This window comes from Hominilimicola sp. (assembly GCF_046972485.1).
Lineage (GTDB): Bacteria > Bacillota > Clostridia > UBA1381 > UBA1381 > Hominilimicola > Hominilimicola fabiformis.
In genome coordinates, this window is sequence record NZ_JBKVWU010000145.1 from 1 (window position 1) to 4,948 (window position 4,948).

Annotated in this window: 3 protein-coding genes and 1 pseudogene; 3 read left to right on the plus strand and 1 reads right to left on the minus strand. The window is 41.4% G+C overall.

Annotation, left to right across the window (positions count from 1 at the left end; translation table 11 throughout):
- Window positions 1–247: 247 nt before the first annotated feature.
- The 3 genes and pseudogenes from ACLTU0_RS10700 (at window position 248) to pflA (ending at window position 3,952) form a co-directional block, all read left to right on the plus strand.
- The gene (locus tag ACLTU0_RS10700) at window positions 248–739 is read left to right on the plus strand and encodes an HD domain-containing protein (protein ID WP_412322421.1); all 492 of its coding nucleotides are present in this window, start codon (window positions 248–250) and stop codon (window positions 737–739) included.
- 261 nt (window positions 740–1,000) lie between these two features.
- Window positions 1,001–3,208 (plus strand): annotated as a pseudogene (pflB, locus tag ACLTU0_RS10705) (formate C-acetyltransferase).
- Window positions 3,209–3,214: 6 nt separating this feature from the next.
- A complete protein-coding gene (pflA, locus tag ACLTU0_RS10710; RefSeq protein WP_308455777.1) occupies window positions 3,215–3,952 on the plus strand; it encodes a pyruvate formate-lyase-activating protein in 738 nt (245 codons plus the stop codon).
- 131 nt (window positions 3,953–4,083) lie between these two features.
- On the opposite strand, the gene ACLTU0_RS10715 is transcribed toward pflA, so the two are convergent.
- On the minus strand, window positions 4,084–4,948 hold an 865-nt coding region (locus tag ACLTU0_RS10715; protein ID WP_412322422.1), incomplete at its 5' end, for a phosphoglycerate dehydrogenase.

A 4,948-nucleotide genomic window follows, 5' to 3' on the forward strand; every position in this document is an offset into this window, starting at 1 on the left:
CGAAGAAAAGACCTTTGCATATATAAGAAGTATGAAAAAGTGATTGTTTGTGCGAATCCGCCCGTCTGAAATATAGTCGCAATGCGTTGTACATAAATGTACTGCCTTTTGCTCGTTGTTTCAGACAGCGCTTTGCTCCCTTTATCCGCCACAGGCGGCGGTCGTAAGGCTACCACTACAGAATTGCACAAACAAAAAAACTGTCTACACAAATTGGGAACGGCGGCTCGCCGTAAGGAGTGATAATATGAAAACCGACAGGGTTATAACTGCTATGATTGAATATTTTGGAAGTGACAAGAAAAGGATTCACCATTTTCTCAAGGTTTATTCATTCTCAAAGACAATCGGTGAAAGTGAAAATCTTTTGCCCGACGATCAGGAGCTTCTTGAAATCTCCGCAATCGTTCACGACATCGGCATAAAGGTGAGCGAAGAAAAGTACAATTCTTCTGCAGGAAAGTATCAGGAACTTGAAGGTCCTCACGAGGCTGAAAAGTTGCTTGCTGCTCTCGGCTACGAAAAAACATTTATTGACAAAGTTTGTTACCTTGTGGGACACCATCACACCTATGGAAATATTGATACTTTGCCGTACCGAATTTTGGTAGAGTCAGACTTCCTTGTGAACCTTTATGAGGACGATTCAAGCCGCAGTGCAGCAGAGCAGGCATATGACAAAATATTCCGCACAAATACAGGAAAAAATCTGCTGAAAATAATGTTCCTCATACCATAAAATTGTACTCATTTACAATAGTGCTTTGAGTGTGAAAAAGTGGTGTAAAAAGTATCTCAAAATGCTTGACAACGCTTAAAAGTGTTATTTTAATGGTGTTGTTTATATGATTATAAAAGTGAATAAATGACAGAATACAAGGATGTATGACGATTTTTTCAAGGAGCTGACCTTGCCGGGCGTCTGCTTGGAATTGAGTCGGCATTTTTGTGTCATATACAAAATTCAGTATTAATTATCATTATCGGAGGTTTTACAGTAATGAGAGAAGAATGGACAAATTTGCAGGTGGCAATGGGAGTCCGACATTGATGTCAGAACTTCATTCAGAAAACTACACACCTTATGACGGCGACCAGTCTTTCCTTGAAGGTCCTACAGAAGCTACAGACAAGCTCTGGGGCGAGCTCAAGGAACTCCAGAAAGAGCCAAGGGCGGCGTTCTTGATATGGAAACTGAGGTTGTAAGCGGCATCACAGCTTACGGCGCTGCATATCTTGATAAAGACCTTGAAAAGGTTGTAGGTCTTCAGACAGACAAGCTAAGCGTGCATTTATGCCTTACGGCGGTATCAAAATGGCTGAGCAGTCATGCCAGATGTATGGCTACACTCCAAGCCCTAAACTCCCGAAATCTTTACAAAATATCACAAGACTCAACCAGGGTGTATTCGATATCTATACCCCGAGATGAAACTTGCCCGTCACAACAAGATTCTTACAGGTCTTCCCGACACATACGGCAGAGGCAGAATCGTCGGTGACTACAGAAGAGTTGCTCTTTACGGTATTGACCGCCTTATCGAAGGCAAGAAAGAGGACTTTGCAGAAACAAACCGTCAGGGTATGAGAAGAGGCGACTTCCAGCTTCGTGAAGAAATCGCCGATCAGATTCGTGCTCTTAACGATATGAAGGAAATGGCACTTTCTTACGGCTTTGATATTTCACAGCCTGCTAAGAACGCTGCAGAGGCAGTTCAGTGGCTCTACTTTGGCTATCTTGCTGCTATCAAGACTCAGAACGGCGCTGCAATGAGCGTTGGTCATGTATCAACATTCCTCGACATCTACATCGAGCGTGACCTTGAGAACGGTACACTTACAGAATCACAGGCTCAGGAACTCGTTGACCACTTTGTTATGAAGTGCCGTATGGTTAAGTTGCAAAAATTGAGTCTTACAACCAGCTCTTCTCAGGCGACCCTGTATGGGCTACACTCGAAGTTGCAGGTCTTGGCATTGACGTATTCAATGGTTACAAAGAACGACTACCGTTTCCTCCACACTTGAGTGTGATTCACCTGAGCCAAACCTCACAGTTCTTTATTCTTCAAGACTTCCAGAGAACTTCAAGAAGTATGCTGCTGCTATTTCAGTTCGTACAAGCTCAATTCAATACGAAAACGATGACGTTATGCGTGTTACTTGGGGTGACGACTACGCTATCTGCTGCTGCGTATCTGCAACACAGACAGGTAAAGAAATGCAATTCTTCGGTGCAAGAGCTAACCTTGCTAAGTGTCTTCTATACGCTATCAACGGCGGTATAGACGCAAGAACAAAGGTACAAGTCGGTCCTGAATACAGACCAATCACTTCTGAATATCTTGATTATGACGAAGTTCTTGACAAGTATGACAAGATGATGGATTGGCTTGCAGGAGTTTATGTACGTACACTAAACGTAATTCACTATATGCACGACAAGTATTACTATGAAGCAGCTGAAATGGCTCTTATCGATACAGATGTACGTCGTACATTCGCAACAGGTATCGCAGGTTTCTCACACGTTGTTGACTCACTTTCAGCTATTAAGTATGCTAAGGTTAAGACAGTTCGTGACGAAAACGGCGTTGTAGTTGACTTTGAAACAGAAGGCGACTTCCCTCGTTACGGTAACGATGATGACCGTGCTGACGAAATCGCAGTATGGCTACTAAAGACATTTATGGCTAAGATTAAGAAGTGCCACACATATCGTAACTCAGAGCCTACAACATCAATCCTTACAATCACATCAAACGTTGTTTACGGTAAGGCTACTGCATCACTTCCTGACGGACGTAAAGCAGGTGAACCACTTTCACCGGGTGCTAACCCATCATATGGTGCAGAACAAAACGGTTTGGTTGCATCACTTAACTCAGTTGCTAAATTGCCATATGAGTATGCTCTTGACGGTATTTCAAATACACAAACAATTAACCCTGACGCTCTTGGTCATGAAGAATCAGAACAGGTTACAAACCTTGTAAACGTTCTTAACGGTTACTTTGAGCAAGGTGCTCACCACCTAAACGTTAACGTATTCGGTAAAGAAAAGCTTATCGACGCTATGGAACATCCTGAAAAAGAAGAATACGCTAACTTTACAATCCGTGTATCAGGTTACGCAGTTAAGTTTATTGACCTTACTCGTGAGCAACAGCTTGACGTTATCTCAAGAACTTGTCACGCATCAATGTAATTTGATATGATAGGACACATTCATTCAACTGAAAGTTTTGGTGCCGCTGACGGACCCGGCGTAAGATTTATAGTCTTTATGCAAGGTTGTCATATGCGGTGCCGCTACTGTCATAATCCGGATACCTGGAAAATGGACGGCGGAGATGAAGTAACTGCCGATGAGATTTTAAAACGTGCATTGCGTTTTAAACCTTATTGGGGTAAAGACGGCGGTATTACCATAAGCGGCGGCGAACCGTTATTACAAATTGATTTTGTAATTGAATTGTTCAAAAAAGCTAAAGAGCTTGGTATTAATACTTGTATTGATACTGCCGGTAATCCTTTCACAAAGGAAGAACCTTTCTTCAGCAAGTTTGAAGAACTTATGAAATATACCGATTTACTGCTTCTTGATTTGAAAGAAATCAACCCTACCCGCCATAAAGACCTAACAGGTTTTGATAATTCAAATATTATCGAAATGGCAAAGTATCTTTCTGAAATCAATAAGCCTGTTTGGATAAGACACGTTCTTGTTCCCGAACACAGCGATTTTGATGAAGATTTAGACGCTTTGGGTGATTTTATTGATACACTTTCAAATGTAGACCGTGTAGAGATTTTACCTTATCATACACTTGGTAAATTCAAGTGGGAGAACTTAGGTATTCCTTACACTTTGGAAAGTATATCTCCCCCATCTGCCGAACGCATTGAAAATGCTAAACAGCGAATTCACGCAGGTATCAGAAAACAGTAATATATAAGACGGAGCATATGCTCCGTCTTTTTTTGTTGGTATTGTTGTTAATTATAACACTCCAAACTTTTACGCATGCAAAAAGCCGTACAGCTTTAATCTGTACGGCTCATATTTAGCTATAAATTCAATTATTTAATAACTCTGACTCTTATAACAGCGTCAATTTGATTTAGCTTTTCAATAGCTTCTGCAGGGATTGCGTGGTCAGTATTGATGATTGTATATGCAAGCTCACCCTTTGACTTATTAATCATATCTGAGATATTCACACTTGAAAGTGCTTCTGTAAACTTAGCGATAACATTCGGAATATTTTTATGCGCAATAGCAATTCTTCCGACATTGTCTTCAGGAAGTGAACAATTCGGGAAGTTTACCGAATTTAGGATATTACCGTTTTCAAGGTAATCAGCCAATTCCTGAGCTGCCATAACTGCACAGTTATCTTCCGATTCGGCAGTTGACGCACCAAGGTGAGGAATGTTTATAATACCCGGTTGGTTGACTGTTTCACTGTCAGCAAAGTCAACAACGTACTTAGCAACCTTACCATCAGCCAAAGCCTTTTTAATATCCGCATTATTTACAAGACCACCTCTTGCAAAGTTAAGAATTATAACACCGTCTTTCATTTGTGCGATTGTTTCGGCGTTAATTGTATTTCTTGTTGAATCCATTAGCGGAACGTGAATTGTTATGTAATCTGCCGCCGCATAAACTTCTTCAGGGCTGTTAGCCTTTTTAACGTGTCTTGAAAGTTTTAAAGCAGAGTCAACCGACAAATAAGGGTCATATCCGATAACTTCCATACCCAAAGCATAAGCCGCATTTGCAACAAGAATACCGATAGCACCCAAACCGATTATACCAAGAGTCTTGCCCTTAATTTCGCAGCCTGCGAAGTTTGACTTACCCTTTTCAACCTGCTTGTCAACGTCATCGCCGGTAAGTGTATTTGCCCAAGCGACACCGCCGATAACATCTCTTGATGCC

What these genes read in the sequence shown, in the direction of transcription:
- ACLTU0_RS10700 (WP_412322421.1), top strand. Translation starts at nt 248, where the DNA reads ATGAAAACCGACAGGGTTATAACTGCTATGATTGAATATTTTGGAAGT.
- pflA (WP_308455777.1), top strand. Translation starts at nt 3,215, where the DNA reads ATGATAGGACACATTCATTCAACTGAAAGTTTTGGTGCCGCTGACGGA.